Origin of the sequence: Gelidibacter japonicus, assembly GCF_010725055.1 — a bacterium.
GTDB lineage: Bacteria > Bacteroidota > Bacteroidia > Flavobacteriales > Flavobacteriaceae > Gelidibacter > Gelidibacter japonicus.
The window spans coordinates 539-24,523 of sequence record NZ_BJKB01000015.1; the positions used below are offsets into that span (position 1 = coordinate 539).

Here is a 23,985-nt window from a genome sequence, read left to right on the forward strand (position 1 = left end):
AGTTCTGACCCCTGACGGTACAGAACATGTTTACCATCAGGCTCGTTGGGACAGTGTCAGCAACCAATGGGTAACCACAAAAATAGCTGACGCAGGTGATGGTCTGCATACTGCTGCCTATTCTGCAAACCAATCGCGGTTTCCTTCACATTCTTTTTCTTCAGGAGGTCTTAACTTTGCTGCCAACGACTTATCAACAGTTTATTTATCTAAAAGAAGTGAGCAAGGTGTTTTCGAGATCTACAAATATACCACCTCAGATTCAGGAAGCACGTGGCAAGAGGCAGAAACTTTAACTTCAGGAACAAGTTCCAGCCAAGTGAACATACGTCCAAGGCGAGTAAAAAATCTGCCTGAAAACGCTCCTTTAGATATCGTCTGGATGCAGGGCGAGTACTCAAGTCCCGTAGATTTTGACACCAAAATAATGGCAATAGGCAATGCAGTAACTCCAACGGCAATAGCCTTCGAAAATGAAGAGTACAATCTTGTGATAAATGATATTGAAACTTTAAACGTTTACTTCTCTCCAATTTTTGTAGCCAATAAAGAATTTACGTTGGAATCTAGTGATGGGTCTATCGTAGAAATTACTTCAGACAATAAAATTAAAGGTCTCGCTCTAGGTACCGTGACTATAACGGCCATAGCCATAGATGACCCATCGATTACAGCAACTTGTCAAGTAACGGTCTTGGACAGGTTGGTATTTGACCTGTTTAAAGAGCGTATTGTTGCAGACCTCATACAAGAGAAATCAAAAGATGTTAGTCAAAGAGATGCAGATGTTGCTTCTTACTTGGCTCAATTGCAATCAGATGGTGCATTCCCGGATGTCGATTATTCATCAACCGCCAGAACAGACTGGCCTCCACTAGTGCATTTAGACCGTTTAATGGATATGGGGCTGGCCTACACTGATGAGGGAAGCATCTACTATGGAGATACTTCCCTAAAAGCAAAGATGGATACAATGCTTCAATATTGGCAAACCGAGCAACCAAGCTCAAACAATTGGTATTATAACCAAATTGGAGAACCAAAACTAATGGGGCAGTATCTTATCCTAATGGATTATCTAGGGAGTGAAAGAATCCCGCAAGTCTTATTGAACACAGCTATTGCACGCCTAAGCAATAATGGAGGAAACCCTTCGTCTCAAACTGGTGCCAACCGCATTGATGTGGCTTTGCACCATATGTATAGAGCTTGTCTTACCAAAGATTCCGATTTACTGAACGAGGCAATGACCTATATCTATTCGCCTATTGAGCTAACAACAGGAAGTGAAGGGATACAATATGATAATTCTTACACACAACACGGACGCCAGTTGTATACTGGTTCCTATGGAAACGTTTTTCTAACAGGAATTACCAAGGCAAGCATGTATGCTGTAGACACAGAATATGCCATTCCATCTGATAGATTGCAAATTCTAAGTAATTTGGTAAAGGATTCCTATGCAACTATATTTAGAGGTGAATATATGCTTTTCAACCCTTTAGGACGGGCTTCTACCCGACCTAACGCCACAAAAAAGACAGGGGATACAAGTATCTTTGAACGAATGAAAAGTCTTGATCCTGCAAATGCGGCAATTTACGATAATGTAATTTCTCGATTAACAGGAGCCGAAGATCCAAACTATGGCATCACACCTTCGAGCGTTCATTATTACCATTCCGATTATACATTACACAACAAACCAGCCTATACAGTAGATTTACGCATGGTTTCCAATAGAACGGTTCGCAATGAATACCTAAGCGATAACGGAGAGGGCATCAAACAATACTTTTTGTCCGATGGTGCTACTGGAATTTTTGTTGATGGCGATGAGTATTATAATATTTTTCCAGTGTGGGACTGGTCTAAAATCCCTGGTGTTACTTCTCCAGAATACACTTCTATTCCCCAAGCATCAAGTTATCTTCAAAAAGGAACATCAGACTTTGTTGGTGGAGTAACCGATAATTTAAATACCGTTTCAGCTTATCAATATAACGACACTTACAGTGGAATCAATACTTCTGCGAATAAAGCATGGTTCTTTTTTGATAATGAAATTGTTTGTTTAGGAAACAGCATTCAATCCACTTCAGGTCTAAAAGTAAATACAACCGTCAATCAGAACCTTCTTGAGGGGAATATCACCGTGTCTTCCGGTGGTACAAAATCTTCCATAACCTCAGGCGATTATGATTACAGCAACTTAGATTGGGTATATCACGATAAAGTAGCCTATTACTTTCCAGAGCATGGCAACATCAATCTATCGGCGCAGCAAAAAACTGGTTTATGGTCAAGTATAAACACCAATTATGCAAATGAGCCTACGGTTGTAAAAGACGTTTTCACATTAGCCTTTGACCATGGTGTCGATCCTACGGAAGACACCTACGCTTACGTAATTGTTCCAGGAGTTTCAGAGGCAGAAGCAGATTTTTATACGATTTCAGATATTGAAATCTTGGTGAATTCTGATTCTTTACAAGCCGTTTACCATAAAGCACAAAAAAGTTACGGCTTGGTGTTTCATAAAGCCTCGAAATTCGTTCATAATGACTTTGCGATAGAAGCTGATGCAGGTTGTGTAGTGCTGGCCAAAGATGTAGATCAAGCCGAAGCGATCATCTATGTTGCAGATCCACAAAATGGAACAATTCCGATTAATTTGGGTGTAGTAACCTCTGAAGTCAAAGAGCCAAGGTTAATCACTTATAGCGCTTCCAACCCTCATTTAGGGCAGTCCCTAAGATTTAATATTAACCAAGACTCACCGCTTTACCCAGGCAAAGAAACTTTGTTGGATAAGTCAGGCTGGATCATTAAAACTTCAATAGAAGGACCTACGGATACGGTTGTGGGAGGTTCAGAGCCAGAGTATATTATAGATGACAATACACAAACTGCCTTTTTGTTTGTAAAGCCAGGAAGGACTTTTGGAGGAATTACGGCTGATTCGGATTATGAGCCATCCTTTACCATCGACATGCAAACTGAGCAAGATATTAGTTTCTTTGTCTATAGACACCGAACGGACAATAGCCTTAGCATTTTAAGAGCCTCTTCAGTGTCTTTCTATGGTAGTGATTCAGAAGATGGGCCATTCGATCCAATCGTTGAAGATGTGGCAATTGCAACTGATGTTCCTGAGGTTAAAGTGTCATTTCCTGAGGTGAATTACCGTTATATCAAATTAGTAATTACCGGATGGGATGTTAACTCAGGGAGCACCATTCAAGTCTCAGAGTTCAATGTAGGAAACTTGGACAATACCACTCTCGGAATGGAAGATCTTCCAGTTAATTCCAATCCATCAGAGTTCTCGGTATTTGTCTATCCAAACCCTGTGAATTCAGGTGATCATCTAAATTTCAAGATGTCAAGATTTTCGGATGATGTCGTTTTTGAAGTATACGATATTTTAGGAACCTGTCACCAAAAAGCAAAAGGAACAGTAATAAATACTGCAGGATTGTCATCTGGATTGTACTTTTTGAAAGTGTTTGAAAAAATGACAGGCCAAATTGCAACCGTTAAATTTCTTGTGAAATAGTTTGAATTAATAGCAACCACAATTAGGCTTACTCGAAATTTCGGGTAAGCCTTTTTATTTTAAGTCTATTTAGTCTCCTTTCTTAAAAGGCCATATTATGCTGGGAAGAATCTCGTTCTACAAGACTCGCCTGAATAACAATTTTCTCATTGATGAAGTTTTTATTAGAATTAGTGATCTGAGAAATTAAAAGTTCAGCAGCCCGTTTTCCAATATCAAACCCAGGCTGATTGATAGTCGTCAACGACGGCTCAATCACGGCAGATATAGCTTCATTACTAAAACCTACAATGGCAATATCCTCAGGTATTTTATATCCATTTCTTTTGAGCTGTTGCAAGGCACTAATGGCGGCAACATCATTTGCTGAAAAGATACCATCTACCTTATAAGGTAACTCTATAATTTTATTGACATTGTCCACACCGTCTTGTTCCATTAGGCGGGAACTAAAAATCAGTTCTTCACTAAACTCCATATCATGTTTTAGAAGTGCTGCTTTATAGCCTTCACAACGGTTTTTATAGATTTCCAAATGCATGGGCCCAGAAAAATGGGCAATTTTTTCACATCCTTTTATTATAAGATGCTCTGTAGCATCAAAACCAGCTTGGAAATCATCAATAAGGACACTGCTCGTATCGGGTATATCAAGATGCCTGTCAAAAAAAACAAATGGGATCTTTCGCTTTCTTAGGCCTTCAAAATGCTCGTAGTTTTTCGTCTCCATAGATATGGATACCAAAACACCATCTACCCTATTCGCCACTAAGGTATTGATATTATTATGCTCGCGTTCCAATTGTTCCAAGGATTGACAAATAATAACATTATACCCAAGATTATAAGACGTCTCTTCAATTCCCGCAATGGCAGAAGAAAAGAAATGCCTTGAAATACGAGGCACAATAACACCCAGGGTATTGGTTTTATTTTTGCGCAAGTTTGAGGCCAAATCATTCCGCTGATACCCCAATTCATGGGCCTTGGCAATAATTCTGTTTTTAGTTTTTTCAGTTACCCTGGGACTGTCGTTAAGTGCCCGTGAAACGGTAGAACTATCAACATTTAGAATCCGAGCAATATCGTGTATGGTTATTTTATCGGGGCTCATAGCGTAAATGGAACAAAATTTAAGGTAATATAGTGTGTTTTGAAAAATTCTAAATTAATCAAAATTCAACTTATATGATCGCTTTCAATGTCAGAAGCTTCTTTTACTAAAGATAAAACTCCTATAGCAAAGATAAGTATAAAAATACAATCGATTGTATTTTTATTTTGTTACATTTACAATTCTAATTCTTAGAACAACTAAAATTTTATTAATAAATAATACTGAAGTTATGAAAACGACCTATGAAGTAAGATATGCGGCGTCTCCGAATGATGTAAAATCCTACGACACCCAGAAATTACGTGATGAATTCTTGATCGACTCACTAATGAAGCCAGATACAATCCATTTTGTTTATACACATTATGATAGGTACATGGCAGGTAGTGCAGTACCAACAAGCACACCCTTAAAGTTAGAGACTGTTGATGCTCTAAAATCCGAGTTCTTCTTGGAACGAAGAGAATTAGGTATTATCAATGTTGGCGAGCAAGGTACGGTATCGGTTGATGGCACAGACTATGTGTTGAACCATAAAGAAGCCCTCTATATAGGACAAGGCAACAAGGATGTCACTTTTTCAAGTACATCTGCCAATAAACCTGCTAAGTTCTATTTGAACTCCACTCCTGCCCATAAAGCATTCCCTACCAAAAAAATAGGTACTGATGATGTTGAAGTTATTGAATTGGGAGCACCAGAAACTGCCAACGCAAGAACACTAAGAAAGTACATAGTCAATACTGTGGTAGACGTGTGCCAATTACAAATGGGAATGACTACACTAAAACCAGGTAGTTCATGGAACACGATGCCTGCCCACGTACATGACCGACGCATGGAAGTCTATTTCTACTTTGAAGTTCCGGAAGATCAAGCAGTCTGTCATTTTATGGGTCAACCACACGAAACAAGGCATATTTGGATGGCCAATGACCAAGCGGTCATCTCCCCTCCTTGGTCAATTCACTCTGGCTCCGGAACGAGCAGCTATACCTTTATATGGGGGATGGCAGGAGAAAACTTAGACTATGGCGACATGGACCATTGCAAAATAAACGAATTAAGATAAACTCATAAAATACTATATTATGTCAACTAAATTATTTGATTTAACAGGAAAAGTAGCATTGGTAACAGGTGCTGTTCACGGTCTTGGCATGGCTATGGCCAAAGGCCTCGGAAATGCAGGCGCCACCATTGTAGTGAACAACCATTCTGGAGATTCTTTGGAAGCTGCGGTTAAGGAATATAAGAATTCAGGCTTAAACGCTCATGGTTACGTCTTTGACGTGACGGATACGGAAGCGGTCGAAGCCGCCATCACGAAAATTGAAACCGAAGTTGGACCAATTGACATTTTGGTCAACAATGCCGGGATTATCAAAAGAACACCAATTATAGAAATGGAAACTGTCGATTTTGAAGAAGTCATAAAAGTGGATCTTGTGGGCCCATTTATCGTTTCAAAATTCGTTGCCAAAAGTATGATCAACAGAGGTGGAGGAAAAATCATAAACATTTGCTCAATGATGAGTGAGTTGGGCAGAGATTCTGTAAGTGCCTATGCCGCTGCAAAAGGTGGCTTAAAAATGCTGACCAAAAGTATGGCTACAGAATGGGCGCGCTATAATATCCAAACCAACGGCATCGGTCCTGGATATTTTGCGACAAGCCAAACCGCACCAATTCGCGTTGATGGACATCCTTTTAATGATTTCATCATTGGGAGAACTCCTGCCGGGCGTTGGGGAAATCCCGAAGACCTACAAGGAACTGCTATATTCTTAGCCTCCCAAGCCAGTGATTTTGTCAATGGCCATGTCGTTTATGTAGATGGCGGAATTTTGGCGACCATCGGAAAACCTTCTAACGAAAAATAAAAAATGATGTTGCACCTTCGTAAATACGCCTTGTTTATTACTTTATTCGCATTGATGGCTTCATGTGCTGATCAAGAAAAAGCGAAAACATTTACTGTAAAAAACAGTTTGGACATGGATCGCTCTTTCGAAACGGTTGAATTAACCAAAGACTTTTTAAAAGTGGATGATCTTTCTAATGTGGGTATCAAAAATATCGATACCCAGACATTGTTGGTTACACAGACCATTGACACTGATGGAGATGGGATTTTAGACCTCATCATCTTTCAACCGGAAATCAAAGCCAATAGTGAACAATCTTTTGAAATTGTGACTGTTACCGAGGCAGAGCGCCCTGAAGCACCGGAATTGTGCTACTCGCGCTTTGTACCGGAACGTACCGATGATTATGCGTGGGAAAATGACAAAGTCGCTTTTAGGGTCTATGGCCCTGTGGCACAACAAATGATTGAGCAGAATATTCCCGGTGGCACTCTATCCAGCGGTGTTGATGCTTGGTTAAAACGAGTCGAGTATCCAATTATCAACAAGTGGTACCAAAAAGCTACAGACGGTACAGGAAGCTATCATGAAGATACGGGTGAAGGCCTTGACAACTTTCATGTCGGGCCTAGCCGTGGCGTTGGTGGCATTGCCGTAAAAGTGGATACAGCATACTATATTTCAAAAAACTTTACCCAATGGCGTACCATTACTACTGGTCCACTCAGAACAAGTTTTTATTTGGAATACGCTAATTGGGATGCTGCGGGAAATGAAATCACCGAATCCAAAGTAATTAGTTTGGACCTGGGTCAAAATCTCTCAAAGTATGACACCAGTATTAAAGGTGTGGACAAAATTTCGGCTGGATTGACCCTGCACGAAAAAGACGGTGTGGTCAGTGGCGATAAAGATCAGGGATGGGTAAGCTATTGGCAACCTATTGCGGATACTGAAATAGGAACTGCCATTGTTGCACCTAAAAAGTACTTTATCGATTACGAAACGTATGACACCGAAGTTACCGATTTAAGCAATGCTTATGCCCATCTTGAGGTTTTAGATGAAAGAGTCATCTATTATGCCGGTTTTGCTTGGAAAAAATCAGGGCAGTATCCAACAAAGGAATTATGGGAAGCCTATTTGGACCGCTTTTCAAAACAAATAAAAAGTCCAATGACTGTTACTTTAGATTAGTGCTCTTAACTGTCCAATAACCTTAAAGACCCGCACCCAAGAAAAGTTATGGATAGAAACAAGAAAAGAGTAAGACTTTATATCAAGTTCTAATTAAACAATATTCAATAAATGCAAAAAGTAGTCACCTTTGGAGAAATCATGTTACGCCTATCTACGGAGCATCATTTAAGATTTTCCCAAGCCAATTCTTTCATGGCCAATTATGGGGGCGGCGAGTTTAACGTCGCTGTCTCCCTGTCCAACTATGGTGTTCCCACTGAATTCGTAACCAGACTTCCTTATAACGATATTGGGCAATCAGCATTGATGGAAATACGCAAACAAAATGTATCTTCAGAAAACATTGTGTACGGTGGCGAACGTTTGGGAATTTACTTTTTAGAAACTGGTGCAGGAACACGTGGCAGTAAAGTGGTCTACGATCGGAATCATTCGGCTATTTCTAATATTGAGGTTGGTATGATCGATTGGAAAAAGGTCTTTCAAGATACAAGTGTCTTCCATTGGAGCGGCATTACACCGGCTATATCCCAAAATGCAGCTGATGTGTGTTTGGAAGCGGTTAAAGTTGCCAAAGATATGGGAGTTCTAATTACCACTGACTTAAATTATAGATCAAAGCTTTGGCAATACGGTAAGGCACCGAAAGACATTATGCCAGAGCTTTTAAATTATAGCCATGTCATCTTGGGTGATCTTGACACGGCATTTATGATGACCGGAAAGGATAAGCTCAACCTTGATTATAAAAATACAGACAGTTTGCCTCAGTATTATAATTTGTTTTTTGAGCAGTATCCCGATTTGAAATATATGGCTACTAGCATGCGCTATTCCATAAGTGCGTCCCATCAACAGATAGGCGGTGTTTTTTATGATAGAGCGAAAGTGTATACCGCTGCCGTTAGAGAGGTCACTCCGGTAGTTGATCGTGTTGGAAGTGGTGATGCCTTCATGGGAGGCCTTATTTATGGATTGTTGCAAACCCCTTTTGATCCTCAATACACAATCAATTTTGCAGTTGCAGCCTGTTGCCTGAAACATACCATTTCGGGCGATTTTAATTTGGTCACAAAAGAAGAAGTAGAAACGATAGCGAAAGGAGATGCCTCAGGAATCGTTTCTCGATAATTTATATAAAACAGGGTAAAAAATAAATATAATTTATGGCACAGTTTTCAAGAATAGAGGTCGCAAATATCATGAAAGAAACAGGATTGGTGCCCTTATTTTTCAGTCAGGATTTAGAGTTGAGCAAGCAAATTCTTAAAGCCTGCTTCGATGGTGGTGCACGCTTGATGGAGTTTACGGCACGCGGGGATTTTGCCCATGAGATCTTTGGCCAACTGACCAAATATGCCATTAGTGAATTACCAGGAATGGTCATGGGTGTTGGTTCCATAACAGATGCGGCATCTGCCTCTTTATTCATGGCATTGGGCGCCAACTTTATCGTAACGCCCGTATTTCGTAAAGACATTGCTATTGTTTGCAATAGACGTAAAGTCTTATGGTCTCCTGGATGTTGTTCGTTAACAGAAATTGCACAGGCCGAAGAGATGGGCTGTGAAATTGTCAAGCTTTTCCCTGGCGATAGTTTTGGTGCAAAATTCATAAAGAACATCAAAGGTCCGCAACCATGGACCAACATCATGCCTACTGGAGGTGTATCGCCAAATAAAGAAAATCTTAAGGAATGGTTTGATGCCGGAGCGACATGTGTGGGCATGGGTTCTCAACTGATTACTAAGGACATAGTGGATCAACAGGATTTTAAAAAGCTGGAAGAACAAGTCCGTTGGACAATAGAGACCATCAAATCCCTAAGACATTAATTACTATTTGAATATGAAGGAATATATATATACGTTTTTTGCGATTGCTCTGTTTTTTGGACTCGTGTCCTGCCAATCGGTTGAAGAAACCAAAACAATCAAGTTGGCTCACGGTCTGGATGAAACACATCCTGTACACAGAGCTATGGTATTTATGGGCCAGGAACTGGAAAAGAAATCTGAAGGTACTTTAAAAATCGACGTGTATCCAAATCAACAATTAGGTTCAGAGCGTCAATGTCTGGAACTTCTGCAAATTGGAAGTTTGGGAATGACCAAGGTATCCGCCGCCGTTATGGAAAACTTTTCACCAAATATGAAAGTGTTTGGATTACCATATTTGTTCAAGAATCGTGCACAAACCTTTAGGGTTCTAGATGGCCCGATTGGAAAAGAGCTTTTGGATGGTGGTGAAAAATATTGGTTAAAAGGTTTGGGCTATTATGATGCTGGGAGCAGAAGTTTTTATACCGTGAAGTCACCTATTGAGAAACCGGATGATCTGAAAGGATTGAAAATTCGAGTCATGGAAAGTGTCACCGCCATGAATATGATCAAGAGCATGGGAGGCGCGCCAACTCCAATTTCTTCTGGAGAATTATATACGGCGTTACAGCAAGGCGTTGTGGATGGTGCTGAAAACAATCCCCCTACATTTTACTTGACCAGGGAATATGAAGTTTGTAAGTATTTCTCGTTAGATGAACACACCACCATTCCTGACGTCCTTATTATGAGTACGCATCTTTGGAATTCACTTAATGAAGAAGAGCAAGGTTGGGTGCAAGAGGCGGCTGATGCTTCAGTTCAATATCAAAGAAAACTTTGGGCTAATGCTGAAGAGGAAGCTCTTGCGGCAGTGGAAAAAGCTGGTGTCACCATTTCAAGACCTGACAAGACGCCATTTATGGAAAAAGTAACCTCGGTCTATGATTCTTATAGGGACAATACTGAAATATACAGTCTCATTAAGAGAATTCAAGAGACCAATTAGAACAATTTTCAACCCTATAATATAACACAGTAATCATTTTAATAATCGATAATCAAACAATATGGAAATTCGAAGAAAAATAGACCTGTATTTAGGTTATGTTCTTGCCCTTATTATGGGTATTATGGTTATAAACGTTCTTTGGCAGGTGTTTACAAGATTTGTTATGGGATCTCCAAGTTCGTTTACTGATGAGCTTGCCCGATACCTCATGATTTGGGTTGGGGTCCTGGGCGCCGCCTACATTTCCGGAAAAAGAATGCACGTTGCCATAGATATATTACCTAACCGTTTGAGTAAGGAAAAACAAGTGCAGCTCAAGAAGTTTGTGAACTTTATCATCATACTTTTTTGCTTTGGGGCTTTGGTAGTCGGCGGTTTAAGATTGGTCTATATTACCTATATTCTTGACCAGCATTCGCCAGCACTACAAATTCCTTTAGCTCTGGTATATTTAATTATACCTATCAGTGGCATCCTTATTATCTACTATAAAATATCGGACATTTATCTTAAACAATTCTAATGGAGTATCTACCTATCTACGTTCTAATATTTAGTTTTATCGGATTATTGCTCATTGGCGTTCCAGTGGCATGGAGCATTGCCATCTCGTCTTTATTGACCATGATGACCAGTATTTCAATGCTTCCGGCATTGACCACTGTATCCCAGCGCATCGCTACCGGATTGGATAGTTTTGCATTATTGGCCATTCCGTTTTTTGTGCTTTCGGGACAATTAATGAACAGAGGCGGCATTGCGCATCGCCTCATCGATTTTGCGAAAACCCTGGTTGGTGCCTTGCCAGGTGGATTGGCACTTATTAACGTAGTGGCTGCCATGCTGATGGGCGCCATTGCCGGATCAGCGATGGCATCAGCTTCCGCTATGGGCAGTATTTTAGGCCCAGAAATGGAAAAAGAAGGCTATTCCAAAGAATTTGGTGCGGCAGTAAATGTGACTTCATCAACCCTCGGTTTGATTATTCCCCCAAGTAATGTGCTTATTGTTTATTCATTGGCCAGTGGCGGTGTCTCTATTGCCGCTTTATTTTTGGCAGGTTATATTCCTGGAATCTTAACAGGTCTTTTTTTAATGATTGTGGCATCGTTATATGCAAAAAAGAAGAAATATAAATTAGGTGAAAGAAGTTCCTTGAAAGCAGTCGCCAAAACATTTGTAAGAGCTTTTCCAAGTTTGATGCTCTTGGTTGTGGTTATTGGGGGCATTGTGGCTGGTATATTCACAGCAACTGAAGCTTCTGCGATCGCAGTACTCTATACGCTCATTTTAGGGTATTACTACAAAGAGATCAAAACCAAAAAATTACCACAAATTCTTTTGGAGTCTGTTGGTACAACAGCCATCGTCATGTTGTTGATTGGTGCCTCTATGAGCATGTCCTGGGTTATGTCTTATGAGAATATCCCTCAAGACATGAGCAACTTGTTGCTAGGATTGAGTGATAACCCAATTGTGATTTTACTTATCATCAATATCCTATTGTTACTGGTCGGTATATTTATGGACATGACCCCCGCAGTATTGATATTTACCCCCATTTTCTTGCCTATTATCATGAAATTAGGAATGGATCCTGTGCATTTTGGTATTGTGATGATCTTGAATTTATGTATCGGGCTATGTACACCACCCGTTGGTTCCGTACTTTTTGTGGGCGTTGGAATTGCAAATACCACCATCGAAAAAGTATTCAGGCCCCTGCTGCCTCTTTTCCTAGCGATGATTATTGCATTATTATTGGTCACCTATATTCCTGAATTAAGCTTGTGGTTACCAGGTTTATTTGATCTCTAATATTATAAAAACATACAAATTTACTGAGATTGATGCCAATCCTATGGTCAACCATGGCAAAGCAAATCATCTCGTATGGGCAAAATAGATCCTACAAAACAAAATTAACCTTATCAACGCGGGCTATTAATCAATCCCTTTTCTCTTTCTGTTTATCATTCAGCACCCTCTGCAAATCAATCATATCCTTACTTAGTTTCTCCTCCAATACACGCGCATAAACTTGGGTTGTGGTCACTTTGGTATGGCCAAGCAATTTAGAAACCGTCTCAATAGGAACACCGTTGCTCAAGGTAACGGTTGTGGCAAAGGTATGGCGAGCCATATGAAAGGTGAGATTTTTTATAATCCCCACTTCAGAGGCAATTTCCTTAAGATACAGATTCATTTTCTCATTGCTAATTACGGGAAACAAGGTTTGGGTGTTGGCGGCCATAGGATGGTCGTGGTATTTCTCCAAGAGGTATTTCGCCTTGTCAAGCAAAGGCACTTTTATTTTGGTTTTCGTCTTTTGGCGATGCGTGACAATCCAATTATTACCATCCATACCTTCTAAGACATGTTTTGGCTTAAGCGTTCTGATATCTGCATAACTGATCCCGGTGTAACAGCTGAAAAGAAAAATATCCCTTACTCTTTCAAGGCGACCAACTGGAAACTCGTAGGTTTCAAGATTCGAAAGTTCATTTGCCGACAAAAAATCACGTTCCTTCTTTTCATAACTCATTTTCCAGCGTCTGAACGGATCGTTGTCCAACCATTCCAGATGATAGGCAAGGGTAACCATCTTACGGAGTCTTTGGATGTGCTTCATGACCGTATTATGTCCCATTTCCCTATCGTGGCCCTTTGGGTAATAAGCGCGTAGAAAACGCTCGAAATCACAAATAAACTTATAGTTGAGTTGCTTTAAGAAAATATCTGTGGTTTTTCGATCCTTTTTAAGAAATTTTTTAATGTACCCCACAGTAACCGCATAATTCCTGATCGATCCAGCGGCGTGCGTGTTTTCTATTTTCCTTGAATGGTAGTCAATAAGTTCAAGTAACGTGTGGGAGTTCTCATCTTCGCCAAGAAATATGGTCTTGATTTTCTTTGCTGTTATCAGCTCACCTTGAAATTTTAGGTCCTGATATATCTGAAAGAGCAGTACCCGTGTTTCCTCAAGGTAATGATTGATCTGTTTGGCTTCGGAAGAATGGCCCAAAACCTTCTTGTTCTTACCGTCCCACAAATCGAGGGGGACCTTTCTCTTTAAACTGATTTCTACTCTTTTCTGATTGACCGTTACCCGGGCATAAAGTAATGCACTGTTGTTTTTCGCTTTCTTGGGGTTCGCCCAGAAGCGGATGCTAAATGTTTTTGAAGTACGCATAGTTGTCGTCTTTAAATGAAACAATCCTTTAAGACGAAAGTCAAATCAACTATACCAAGTAAATTTAGTTATTTTTCTTTAAAAGAGACCCGAGGTCTCTTTTAAAAAAAAGGTCCCCTTTTAGCCACCATTTTAATTCGAACCATATAAATTCAAATGAACCCATAAAAACCTAAAAACCAAGCAATTCCTAAAACTTGCTTGGTTTTGACATCCTTTGAAGATGCTAAAAGTGACCTCGACAGGATTCAAACCTGTAACCTCTTGAGCCGTAATCAAGTGCGCTATTCAGTTGCGCCACGAGGCCTTTGCTTACTTTAATCTACGGCCGTGCTAATCATCTTTTTGAAATTGCTTCAGATTACCGCAAGGCCTTATAAAGTGGGTGCAAATATAACACTTTTATTAAATTAGTACCAAACAATTTATTTCAAATTTAAAAATGTTTACTTTCTAATTATTATAGACGAATAATTTTCATTCAGTTCCTCCTTCAATTTGACCAAACAATCTCCAAAACCTTCTTTCAGGAAACGATTAAAGACATTTTAAAAAATGGAATTTTGATGGATGTTGATTTAGCCAGGAGATATCTAATATTTTTTGAGGTACAATCCTTACAAATCTGAAGAAGTACACTTACATTTGCAAAAAAATTAATTTAATGGAATATATATTACAACCTTGGCCTTGGTATGTTTCAGGCCCACTACTTGCCATCATCATGTTTACACTTGTTTATTTCGGCAAGACTTTTGGCATGTCCTCTAATTTGAGGACACTTTGCGCAATTGCTGGGGCTGGGAAAAAATCTGACTTTTTTGACTTCGATTGGAAGTCTCAAAAATGGAATCTGGTTGTCGTTTTAGGGGCAGTCATTGGCGGTGTTATAGCCCATTTTTTATTGTCCAACCCAGTCGATATCGATTTAAATCCCGTAACTGTTGAAAGCCTAACGGAATTAGGTTTCGAAAACGCAGGGAAAAGCTTGCTCCCTGCTGAATTGTTTAATTGGGAAGCTGCTTTCAGCCCAAAGGGGCTGTCCATCTTAATTATTGGGGGTCTCTTGATAGGTTTTGGTACCCGCTATGCTGGTGGATGTACCTCCGGACATGCCATTACCGGATTAAGTAGCTTACAACTGCCCTCCTTAATTGCTGTGGTTGGTTTCTTTCTTGGTGGATTGATTATGATCCATTTATTATTCCCTATAATTTTTAGCTAATTAGAGGTGTCATTTAACAATTCTTAAATTTTTTGAAAAGGATAATTTAGGAACTGCACCTGACTTTCAATAAAAATAAATTTATACAGATGAAATTTTTAAAATTTTTAATCGTCGGAATTATCTTCGGAATCATTTTAGTGAAATCAGAAGCGGTATCATGGTATCGCATTTACGAAATGTTCCGATTTGAATCGTTCCACATGTATGGCATTATCGGTAGTGCAATTGCCACAGGGGTTATCTTACTTCTGGTCAGCAAAAAGTTAAGGCTCAAAAATATTGAAGGCGACTTAATGAGCGTCCCTGATAAAGAGAAGGGTTTTACACGCTATATTTTAGGCGGTACGCTATTTGGTTTGGGATGGGCGCTCTCTGGAGCTTGTCCAGGACCAATGTACATCTTGGTGGGTACTGGAGTGTTTACCATGCTGATTCCAATTTTAGCAGCCATTTTTGGCACATATCTTTATGGCGTTGTGAAAGACAAACTTCCACATTAATTGGTGGAAGGCAATTAAAGATTTCCTTTAATCTGCAATCAAAATTTTGGCTGCCTAATTATTGTTTCAGTTAGTGGGATTTGGATTATATAAAATTCGAAATGGGAAAATATCTCAAATTAGTATTGAATGGCCCATTGAATTTATATTTTTTTGGAACAAATGCCTATCCAAAAAATGCGATAGTATTGATGTAAAAAACACAATAGGGTTCTATTTAGGCATCATAGCTAACAGATTACTTCAGATTCGGAAATATTTCGGCATGGCGCAGAAGCGCAAAGAGAAAGTTATAAGGTGTTTTGATTATACTATTTCTGCACTTAAACCTGCCTCCAAAAGCATGGTGCAACGTGGTTTAAGATCCTCATAAGATCCTGTTTTGACAGTACATTTTCCTTTATAATGCACTAATATGGAACATTGTTCAGCTTGTTCGGGAGTATGGTCACACGCATAAATAAGAGTATCAATGACGTGATCAAAAGTATTGACATCATCATTATACAATACGATCTCGTTCAGATTCTGCTCAAGCGTATCAACGAGAAGGTCTTCTTGAATTTTCTCTTTAGTACTCATTTTATTAGTCTTCAGTTTGCAGCACTCAGTCTGCGCAATTTAATATTTTCATTAGTTATCCTCTCTCTATCCTCTATCCTCTATCCTCTATCCTCTATCCTCTATCCTCTATCCTCTATCCTCTATCCTCTATCCTCTATCCTCTATCCTCTAACAAATTTACAAATTTTAAAGCAACCCAATTATTTCTTTCCAAACTTTCAACGAAAGTCAATCCCTGTTTATTGCATTCTTCCTGAATAGCTGGAATATCGTGATTGTAAAACCCGCTCAAAAAGATGGTTCCATTTGGCTTTAGGCAATTCACATAAGAAGACATATCATTCAATAATATATTTCGGTTGATGTTGGCAATGATGGTATCATATTTTTGATTTTGCAACAAACTGGCATCACCTTCCAAAACTGTAATGTGCTTACAATTATTACGTTCCACATTTTCCAAACTGTTTAAATAACACCAATTATCATAATCAATGGCATCAACAGGCTTTGCACCTTTCATCTCTGCAAGAATAGCCAATACACCTGTCCCACAACCCATATCCAACACCGCTTTATCCTTGAAATCGTTTTTTAATATATGCTGAATCATCATGTGAGTGGTTTCATGATGCCCAGTACCAAAACTCATTTTCGGCTCAATAACAATGTCGTATTTGGTGTCTGGTTTTTCATGAAATGGTGCACGAACGGAACACAAATCATCCACAACAATAGGATTGAAATTCTTTTCCCATTCTTCGTTCCAATTGACCTGTTCTATTTCCTCAAATGTAAAAGAAAACGCGAATTCATCTGATTTCAAGATCTGGATATCCTTCAAGATATCTTCATTCCATTCATCTTTTTGAATGTATGCCGTAACGCCTTCATCAGTTTCCACAAAACTTTCAAAACCGGCATACCCCAATTCAGCAATGAGGATTTCTGTTCCCGGCTGCAATGGTTCTACTTTAAATTGATAACCTATATAAATGGTATTGGACATGTTCGATTTCTAATTACTGTATTACAACTTGGAACTCAAAAATGGGTTCTATATAATTAAAATGAATTTACGATGGCAAAAAAATCGTCGGCATTAAGCGCAGCACCTCCTATCAATCCACCATCAACGTCTGGTTTAGAGAAAATTTCTTTGGCGTTTGATGGTTTACAACTTCCACCATAAAGAATCGATACACTATTAGCCAAGTCCTTACTGTATTTGCTCGCCAATGTTTGTCTAATAAAAGCGTGCATATCTTGGGCTTGCTCCGGACTCGCAGTTTCTCCAGTTCCAATGGCCCATACAGGCTCATAAGCCAATACAATATTTTTAAAAGCTGACGCTTCTAAATGAAATAAAGCATTTTTGATCTGATTTTCAACAATGTGCTCATGATTTCCAGATTTTCTATCCTTGAGCTCCTCTCCAAAGCAGAAAATAACACGCATTTCATTTTTTAAGGCAGCATCCACCTTTTTAGCCAATAACTCATCGGTTTCATTAAAATAAGCGCGACGCTCACTATGTCCTAAAATAACAGTTTTAACACCAAGACTTTTTATCATTGTTGCACTGACCTCACCTGTGTAAGCACCAGATTCTGCGAAATGCATATTTTGTGCAATCACCTCAATGGTACTGTCTTTTAATGAGTTGAAGGCCTGCCAGAGATTTGTGAATGATGGGGCAATCATAACCTCGGCATCGCTTATCTTGTTTTGCTGTTTAAGTTCTCTAATCAATGTTTCCGTTTCCGATAAATCATTGTTCATTTTCCAATTTCCTGCTACTATATTTTTTCTCATATTCGATCTTAAATCCTTTCAAAAAAGAACTTGCATTTTTAGTTAATAATTAGTTTTATAATTTTAAATCCTCGATATCGTTCCAATGTTTCTTTTGCATGACGGTTCCTTTGTTTAAAATAACCACGCCTGGATTTGAACGCACTATGGTTTTCAATACTTTTTCGTCACATAAATAAAATTCAAAATCGAGATTGTAAACAGACTTGATATTTTGCTTGGTGGCTTCATCAGAGGTGGTCATCCCAATAACGGTGTATCCCTTTTTGAGTGCTTCATCAGACAGGGATTTCAACTTAGCCATACCATCCTTTTCTGCCGATTTTAAGTCATAAGCCACAATCATCAACAATTTATCCTTTTCCAAGAAATAAGAAGTCAAATCCTCATCCTCTGATTCTATTGAAAAATCCTGTATTTTAGGAAGATCAGCTGCTTGAATTTCTCTGGTTTCTACACCTATGATCTCATCGTACTCCGCCGGTCCCTGCCCGCGGTCAGTCAATGTTTTTTCTTCACCATTAATTGTATAGGTCCATTCATAATCTATAATGGCTCTTTTGGCATCGGGGGCAAGCATCATGTTTTCCTGTAGATTATCCCCTATTTTATACGCTCTAAAATCGATGAGCGGCAAATGCATAAGCACATAATACGCAAATGAAAGCGAGGCAAGAAAACCTGCGAGCGCTACAATAGTCACACCAAGTTTACTGAAGATTGGTTTAATATGTTTTACTCCCAAAAAGAGAATTAATATAAAGACCAATAAAACAATGTCCTTGGTAAAACTTTGCCATGGTGTCATTGGCATGGCATCTCCAAAACATCCACAATCCTTCACTTTATCAAAATAGGCAGAGTAAAAAGTCAAGAAAGTAAAAAAGATAATCATGAGCAACAAGCTCCATACTGTGAATTTAGGTTTATATCCAATGAGCAGAAAGATGCCCAGTACTACTTCAAAAACTACTACTATAACGGCAATTCCCAAGGCATAAGGCTCCAAAAAAGGAAGGTTTAATACGTCCGTTCCAAAATATTCTTGAAGTTTATAAGAAAAGCCCAAAGGGTCATTTAATTTAACAAAACCTGATATGATAAAAAGAATACCTACAAATATTCTACTGATGCCTACTAAATATTTCATAAAATTCCAAAGTTAAAAATTCCAAACTCCAATCAGAGCTTGTAAATACTACTATACTTATAATTTTTCGTTTAAATGAATCAATGCAAAGACCGAATAATTGATCATATCCTGATAATTGGCATCAATACCTTCACTTACCAATGTTTTTCCTGCATTATCCTCTATTTGTTTCACTCTTAAGAGTTTTTGCAAGATAAGGTCAGTCAAACTGCTTACCCTCATATCTCGCCATGCTTCGCCATAGTCATGATTCTTATTCATCATCAGTTCCTTGGTCAAGGCTATTTTTTCATCGTAAAGTTTGGTGGCCACTTCCACGGACATATCAGGTTGATCCGCCACGCCTTTATCCAACTGAATCAAGGCCATCGTGCAATAATTGATAATGCCAATAAACTCACTCTCTTCCCCTTCATCCACCTTGCGCTCAAGATTTTGTTGTAAACCTCGGATGCGCTGTGCTTTTATAAAAATTTGATCGGTTAAGGATGGAAGTCTCAAAATGCGCCATGCACTTCCATAGTCGGACATCTTATTAACAAAGAGATTTCTGCATTTTTCAATAACAGCATCGTATTGTTTTGAGGTATCTTGCATATAAAATTCGTAATTTTGCGTAAATTTCGCCTAAATAGTTCAGAGTTCAAAGTTCAGGGTTCAAAGTTTTACAGATATGAAATTATATTTTAATGAATAACTATAGATTTGACTCTTTACCCCTTACATCCTTGAAATTCAAACTTAGAAATTAGAAATCGATCTCATGACTATAAATTGCAAAGGGCAGCTGATTGACTTGAACATTCCTAAAGTCATGGGAATCTTAAATCTGACTCCGGATTCCTTTTATGATGGTGGCGTTTACAAAAATGACGACGACATCTTAAGGCACGTAGAGAAAATGCTCAACGAAGGTGCTGACTTTATTGATGTTGGCGCCTACAGCTCTAGACCAAATGCCGCTCATATCACAGAGGAAGAAGAATTGCAGCGATTGCTTCCTATTATAAATTTATTGGTTGACGCTTTTCAGGATATTTTGATCTCTGTGGATACGTTCAGGAGTGAAGTAGCCAAACAAGCAATAAACGCTGGAGCTTGCATAATCAATGACATTTCGGCTGGAAAAATGGATGAGAAGATGCTATCCACCATTGCGGAGCTAAAAATTCCTTATATTATGATGCATATGAAGGGTACGCCGCAAAATATGCAGAAGAACACTAGTTATGAGCATTTAGTAAAGGAGATTCTCTTTTACTTTTCCGAACGCATTGCAACGGCCAGAGCTTTAGGTATTGTGGACGTGATTGTAGACCCTGGTTTTGGATTTTCAAAATCAACTGCTCAAAATTACGAGCTGTTAAAACATTTAGAGCTATTTAAAATGTTGGAGAAACCTCTTTTAGTTGGATTTTCGAGAAAATCAATGATCTATAAACCTCTGCGTACTTCGGCTGCTCAAGCCTTGAATGGCACTACGGTCTTAAACACCTTTGCCTTACAAAAAAACGCCTCTATTTTAAGAGTCCATGATGTTAAAGAAGCTAAGGAGTGTATCGAATTGACACAGCAATTAAACTAATGATCCATGAAATATTTATCCCTCCTATTACTTATCTTAACGTTTTCTTGTAGCCACGAAAAAACAGTTTTGCTTCCTGAAATAGAGAATGCTGAGATTACTGAAGTTTTCGATATTTCACCAATCTACATTTTTTATGATGAAACCAAAACGGACAGCCTTGAACTAAATAGAAGTAATGTCATTAGTACTACCAACTGGCTTGTAAATATCGACAAAAGACTCACCTTAGGACAGGTCATTCCAAAAATCATCTTGCTACAGGACAAAAAGCGGAATGCTGATGGTCATAAAAATGAAAACTCAAAAAATTATTTTACCTGCAATGACACTAGTATTCAAAACTTAGGTTTTTTGGAGTTTACTCAAACTATCTATAAGGTAAATTCTATTCTTCCCAATGTATCGTCAGATTATTATAATTCTAAAGAAAAACGGATCATATTGGATTTCAAGACCCCAAATGACATTAAATTGGTGACGCTCTACAATGATTCCATAATTAAAAAATCGACATTAAAGACCCTTAAAAACGATCTTGATGCCTTGCCTAAGGAAAAAGATTTTGATTTAGTGCTGAATATCAATGATCAATTGACCTTTCAGGATTATATTACTTTCAAATCAACACTTTCTAAAGTGGAATCACCTAATGTGACCATAAATGAAAATGAATTCATTTATTAATCATATTTTTTTAATTTTACAAAAACATTTCTGGATTGGACGAGCTTAAATTTTGGGATTTCGGGATTATAGATTTTATCGATGTTTTTCTCGTTGCCATACTTTTATATTATGTTTATAAGCTTATAAAAGGAACTGTTGCCATCAACATCTTCATTGGCATCATCATCATCTATTTTGTATGGAAACTGACGGCATTCCTCAAAATGGGACTTCTGAGTTCAATCTTTAGCGGTTTTATGGATGTTGGAATTATTGCGTTAATTGTAGTTTTCCAACCTGAAATAAGAAAATTTCTGCTGATGGTCGGCTCAACAAATTTTGGAAATAAGCGGAAGTTCCTGAGACATCTAAACTTTCTAAAAACTGAAGGACAAGTACAGACCGATGTGGATGTTATCATTTCTGCATGTAAAAAAATGGCATCTACCCGTACAGGTGCCCTGATCGTCATTGAGCGAAACAACAACCTGGACTTCCTGACAAGTTCTGGTGATGCCATGAATATTGCCGTAACCCTGCCAATCATTGAAAGCATTTTTTTTAAAAACAGTCCCTTGCACGATGGCGCCATCGTCATTGCAAATAACATCATAAAAGCCACACGCGTCATTCTCCCTGTCAGTAGCGAAAGAAGTATCCCACAACGTTTTGGCCTTCGACATAGAGCAGCCGTTGGAATCACTGAAAAAACCGATGCCGTGGCCATTGCTGTCAGTGAAGAAACTGGTCAGATTTCCTATATAAAAAATGGAGAGTTTGTGATGTTCAAGGATAGTGCAGAGCTCGTAGAAATGATCAAAAATGATTTGGCCTAATAAAATGTCAAGCCATCAAAACTTGAAATGTGATTACTCTGTTTTCTTTTGAGAAACAGCCGTCCAGAAAAATTTTTAAAATAGCTTATAAATTAAACTGCTTCATTCTTCAAGAACTGGACTTCATATAAATTTCTGTAGTAGCCATTTTCGTTTTGAAGCAATTCCTTATGAGTTCCTTGCTCCACAATACGACCAGCATCCATAACAATAATGTTATCTGCCTTTTGAATCGTAGCCAAGCGGTGTGCGATGACAATAGATGTTCTATCTTTTGTAATCTTCTCTGTGGCCACCTGCATCAATTGCTCCGAATAGGAATCTACGGAAGAGGTTGCTTCGTCCAAAATCAAAATACTCGGATTGGTCACATAAGCTCTTAAAAAAGAAATCAATTGTCTCTGGCCGGAAGACAGCATCACCCCACGTTCTTTTACATTATAATGATAGCCGTTGGGCAAACTCATAATAAATTCATGAATCCCAATATCTTTGGCCGCTTTTTGAACTTGTGCTTCCGTAATATTCGGGTTGTTGAGCGTAATATTGTTTAAGATCGTATCGGCAAAAAGAAATACATCTTGGAGCACTACAGCAATTTGAGCTCTCAATGAGGTCAAGGTCATTTCCTTTATATCGACCTCATCAATATAAATTTTCCCTTTTTGAATATCATAAAAACGATTCAACAAATTGATGATGGTCGATTTCCCCGCCCCTGTTGCACCTACAATAGCAATGGTCTGTCCTGATTTGACATCGAAAGAAACATCTTTTAAAACTTCTTCGTCATCAATATATGAAAAATGAACCTTCTCAAACTTAATATTGCCCTTAAAGGGTTCAGCCTCAATTTTTCCGGAATCATCAATTTGTGATGTGGTATCCAATACTGAAAAAACACGATTGGCAGCTACAATTCCCATTTGTAGCGTATTAAACCTGTTTGCAATTTGGTTTAAAGGCCTGAACAACATTGGGATCATCATGATAAAGGCAAACAAATCGCCTTGTGAAGCCATATCATCAGAGATAATATTGAGTCCGCCGTACCATACAACCAGCCCTAAAGTCAATGACGATAAAAACTCTGCAATTGGAAAGAATACGGAGTTGTACCATACCGTTTTCAACCAGCCTTTTTTATGGCGTGCGTTTATTTCCTTGAACTTCCGGTATTCTGTTTCTTCACGTGTAAATAATTGTAAGATTTTCATTCCGGTGACGCGTTCTTGAACGAAGGAGTTGAGATTTGATACTTCATTGCGCACATCCTCAAAGGCAATTTTCATGTACTTCTGAAAAATGGTCGTTGCAAAAAGAACGATGGGCAAAGTTGTGAACACCAAAAGACTGAGCTTCCAGTTCATATAAATCATGACACCTCCAACCACTAACATTTTCAAGATATCACTAAAGATCATAAAAAGACCTTCTCCAAAAATATCTGAAATACGCTCCATATCCGTAACCGTCCTCGTAATCAATACTCCTACTGAAGAGTTGTCGAAATATTTCATCCGGAAACTCATGATATGCTTGAACAGCTTCACTCTTATGTCCTTTACCACGGATTGGCCCAACCAACTGGCATTGTAGATAAATAATAATTGACAGATAACTTCCAATAGCAATAGGACAATCATGATGATGATATAAAACATGAAACCATCATATTGTTGAACTTCTATTTGATTGTCGATAGCTTGTTGCAAGACATAAGGTCTTAAAGCCCCAAAAGCTGCCAATCCCGTAACAAAGAATAAAGTCAGTGCAAAAACGAGTTTATAAGGTTTGATATATTGCATCAACCTTTTAAAGAGGTTCACGTCATAAACTTTGGATTTCCTTTTGGCACTCATA

General features: G+C 38.6%; 22 protein-coding genes and 1 tRNA gene. 14 read left to right on the top strand and 9 right to left on the bottom strand.

Going from position 1 to position 23,985, the window contains the following annotated elements; genetic code table 11:
* Positions 1-3,562 (top strand): polysaccharide lyase family 8 super-sandwich domain-containing protein (locus G6N06_RS14375; RefSeq protein WP_205334782.1); only part of this gene is annotated, 3,562 nt, incomplete at its 5' end.
* Between the two features lie 82 nt (positions 3,563-3,644).
* On the opposite strand, the gene G6N06_RS14380 is transcribed toward G6N06_RS14375, so the two are convergent.
* Entirely contained in the window at positions 3,645-4,676 is a 1,032-nt protein-coding gene (locus G6N06_RS14380; RefSeq protein WP_163517490.1) for a LacI family DNA-binding transcriptional regulator, read from the bottom strand.
* 232 nt (positions 4,677-4,908) lie between these two features.
* Between G6N06_RS14380 and kduI the strand changes: the two genes are divergently transcribed.
* From kduI to G6N06_RS14420, 8 genes are all read left to right on the top strand, one after another.
* A complete protein-coding gene (gene kduI, locus G6N06_RS14385) occupies positions 4,909-5,751 on the top strand; it encodes a 5-dehydro-4-deoxy-D-glucuronate isomerase (protein WP_163517491.1) in 843 nt (280 codons plus the stop codon).
* Positions 5,752-5,770: 19 nt separating this feature from the next.
* Positions 5,771-6,562, top strand: a complete 792-nt coding sequence (locus G6N06_RS14390; RefSeq protein ID WP_163517492.1) for a gluconate 5-dehydrogenase — start codon at positions 5,771-5,773, stop codon at positions 6,560-6,562.
* A gap of 3 nt (positions 6,563-6,565) precedes the next feature.
* Positions 6,566-7,744 carry a BT3233 family polysaccharide utilization protein gene (locus G6N06_RS14395; protein WP_240338077.1) on the top strand — a complete coding sequence of 393 codons (1,179 nt, stop codon included), beginning with the start codon at positions 6,566-6,568 and terminating at the stop codon, positions 7,742-7,744.
* A 111-nt stretch (positions 7,745-7,855) separates the two neighbouring features.
* Positions 7,856-8,878 (top strand): sugar kinase, encoded by a 1,023-nt coding sequence (locus tag G6N06_RS14400; RefSeq protein WP_163517493.1) that lies wholly within the window; start codon positions 7,856-7,858, stop codon positions 8,876-8,878.
* 35 nt (positions 8,879-8,913) lie between these two features.
* Positions 8,914-9,582 carry a bifunctional 4-hydroxy-2-oxoglutarate aldolase/2-dehydro-3-deoxy-phosphogluconate aldolase gene (locus G6N06_RS14405; protein WP_163517494.1) on the top strand — a complete coding sequence of 223 codons (669 nt, stop codon included), beginning with the start codon at positions 8,914-8,916 and terminating at the stop codon, positions 9,580-9,582.
* Between the two features lie 13 nt (positions 9,583-9,595).
* Positions 9,596-10,576, top strand: a complete 981-nt coding sequence (locus G6N06_RS14410) for a TRAP transporter substrate-binding protein (protein ID WP_163517495.1) — start codon at positions 9,596-9,598, stop codon at positions 10,574-10,576.
* Positions 10,577-10,637: 61 nt separating this feature from the next.
* Complete coding sequence (locus tag G6N06_RS14415) at positions 10,638-11,102, top strand: TRAP transporter small permease (RefSeq protein ID WP_163517496.1); 465 nt, start codon at positions 10,638-10,640, stop codon at positions 11,100-11,102.
* The gene (locus G6N06_RS14420; protein ID WP_163517497.1) at positions 11,102-12,397 is read left to right on the top strand and encodes a TRAP transporter large permease; all 1,296 of its coding nucleotides are present in this window, start codon (positions 11,102-11,104) and stop codon (positions 12,395-12,397) included. The genes G6N06_RS14415 and G6N06_RS14420 overlap by 1 nt, the downstream gene beginning before the upstream one ends.
* A gap of 130 nt (positions 12,398-12,527) precedes the next feature.
* Here the strand turns inward: G6N06_RS14420 and G6N06_RS14425 are convergent, their stop codons facing one another.
* Positions 12,528-13,772 (bottom strand): site-specific integrase, encoded by a 1,245-nt coding sequence (locus G6N06_RS14425; protein ID WP_163517498.1) that lies wholly within the window; start codon positions 13,770-13,772, stop codon positions 12,528-12,530.
* Between the two features lie 233 nt (positions 13,773-14,005).
* A tRNA-Arg gene (locus G6N06_RS14430) sits at positions 14,006-14,079 on the bottom strand.
* Between the two features lie 357 nt (positions 14,080-14,436).
* Here G6N06_RS14430 and G6N06_RS14435 point away from each other — a divergent pair.
* On the top strand, positions 14,437-14,997 hold the full coding sequence (locus G6N06_RS14435; RefSeq protein ID WP_163517499.1) for a YeeE/YedE family protein: 561 nt from the start codon (positions 14,437-14,439) through the stop codon (positions 14,995-14,997).
* Positions 14,998-15,086: 89 nt separating this feature from the next.
* Positions 15,087-15,500 (top strand): DUF6691 family protein, encoded by a 414-nt coding sequence (locus tag G6N06_RS14440; protein WP_163517500.1) that lies wholly within the window; start codon positions 15,087-15,089, stop codon positions 15,498-15,500.
* Positions 15,501-15,806: 306 nt separating this feature from the next.
* Here the strand turns inward: G6N06_RS14440 and G6N06_RS14445 are convergent, their stop codons facing one another.
* The 5 genes from G6N06_RS14445 to G6N06_RS14465 form a co-directional block, all read right to left on the bottom strand.
* On the bottom strand, positions 15,807-16,082 hold the full coding sequence (locus G6N06_RS14445) for an ATP-dependent Clp protease adaptor ClpS (protein ID WP_163517501.1): 276 nt from the start codon (positions 16,080-16,082) through the stop codon (positions 15,807-15,809).
* A 136-nt stretch (positions 16,083-16,218) separates the two neighbouring features.
* Positions 16,219-17,073, bottom strand: a complete 855-nt coding sequence (gene prmA / locus G6N06_RS14450; protein ID WP_163517502.1) for a 50S ribosomal protein L11 methyltransferase — start codon at positions 17,071-17,073, stop codon at positions 16,219-16,221.
* Between the two features lie 56 nt (positions 17,074-17,129).
* On the bottom strand, positions 17,130-17,879 hold the full coding sequence (tpiA, locus tag G6N06_RS14455) for a triose-phosphate isomerase (protein ID WP_163517503.1): 750 nt from the start codon (positions 17,877-17,879) through the stop codon (positions 17,130-17,132).
* Positions 17,880-17,934: 55 nt separating this feature from the next.
* Entirely contained in the window at positions 17,935-19,029 is a 1,095-nt protein-coding gene (locus tag G6N06_RS14460) for a BT_3928 family protein (protein ID WP_163517504.1), read from the bottom strand.
* A gap of 57 nt (positions 19,030-19,086) precedes the next feature.
* Positions 19,087-19,629 carry a DUF1599 domain-containing protein gene (locus G6N06_RS14465; protein ID WP_163517505.1) on the bottom strand — a complete coding sequence of 181 codons (543 nt, stop codon included), beginning with the start codon at positions 19,627-19,629 and terminating at the stop codon, positions 19,087-19,089.
* A 166-nt stretch (positions 19,630-19,795) separates the two neighbouring features.
* On the opposite strand from G6N06_RS14465, the gene folP reads away from it, so the two are divergent.
* From folP to G6N06_RS14480, 3 genes are read left to right on the top strand one after another with little or no spacing between them, the layout of a single operon-like run.
* On the top strand, positions 19,796-20,617 hold the full coding sequence (folP, locus tag G6N06_RS14470; RefSeq protein ID WP_163517506.1) for a dihydropteroate synthase: 822 nt from the start codon (positions 19,796-19,798) through the stop codon (positions 20,615-20,617).
* 6 nt (positions 20,618-20,623) lie between these two features.
* On the top strand, positions 20,624-21,304 hold the full coding sequence (locus G6N06_RS14475; RefSeq protein WP_163517507.1) for a hypothetical protein: 681 nt from the start codon (positions 20,624-20,626) through the stop codon (positions 21,302-21,304).
* 35 nt (positions 21,305-21,339) lie between these two features.
* Positions 21,340-22,122: a diadenylate cyclase gene (locus tag G6N06_RS14480; protein WP_163517508.1), complete on the top strand. Its 783-nt coding sequence runs from the start codon at positions 21,340-21,342 to the stop codon at positions 22,120-22,122.
* 92 nt (positions 22,123-22,214) lie between these two features.
* On the opposite strand, the gene G6N06_RS14485 is transcribed toward G6N06_RS14480, so the two are convergent.
* Positions 22,215-23,984 (bottom strand): ABC transporter ATP-binding protein, encoded by a 1,770-nt coding sequence (locus G6N06_RS14485; RefSeq protein ID WP_163517509.1) that lies wholly within the window; start codon positions 23,982-23,984, stop codon positions 22,215-22,217.
* Between the last annotated feature and the right edge of the window lies 1 nt (position 23,985).